Annotated in this window: 1 pseudogene; it reads left to right on the forward strand. The window is 71.4% G+C overall.

Annotated elements, in window-relative coordinates:
• Nucleotides 1–255 (forward strand): annotated as a pseudogene (locus tag ACLBX8_RS32285) (IS3 family transposase); the annotation flags it as partial.

Here is a 255-nt window from a genome sequence, read left to right on the forward strand (position 1 = left end):
TGAACCGGGCACTGCACTCGCGCGGCGAGGCGAGCGTCAATGCCAAGCGGGTGCTGCGCATCCTGCGGGCGAACGGGCTCACCCTCGCGCCGCACACCGCCCGGCGGCCCGGCCGCACCCACGACGGTACCGTGGTGGCGTTGCGTTCGAACGTGGAGCGGGTCGCTCGGATCACCTCGAACTGCGCTGCCGGGACGGTGCGGTCGTCCGCGTGCTGTTTGCCATCGACGCGTGCGACCGTGAGATCATCGCGTG

It is taken from the genome of Methylobacterium sp. D48H (assembly GCF_053345715.1).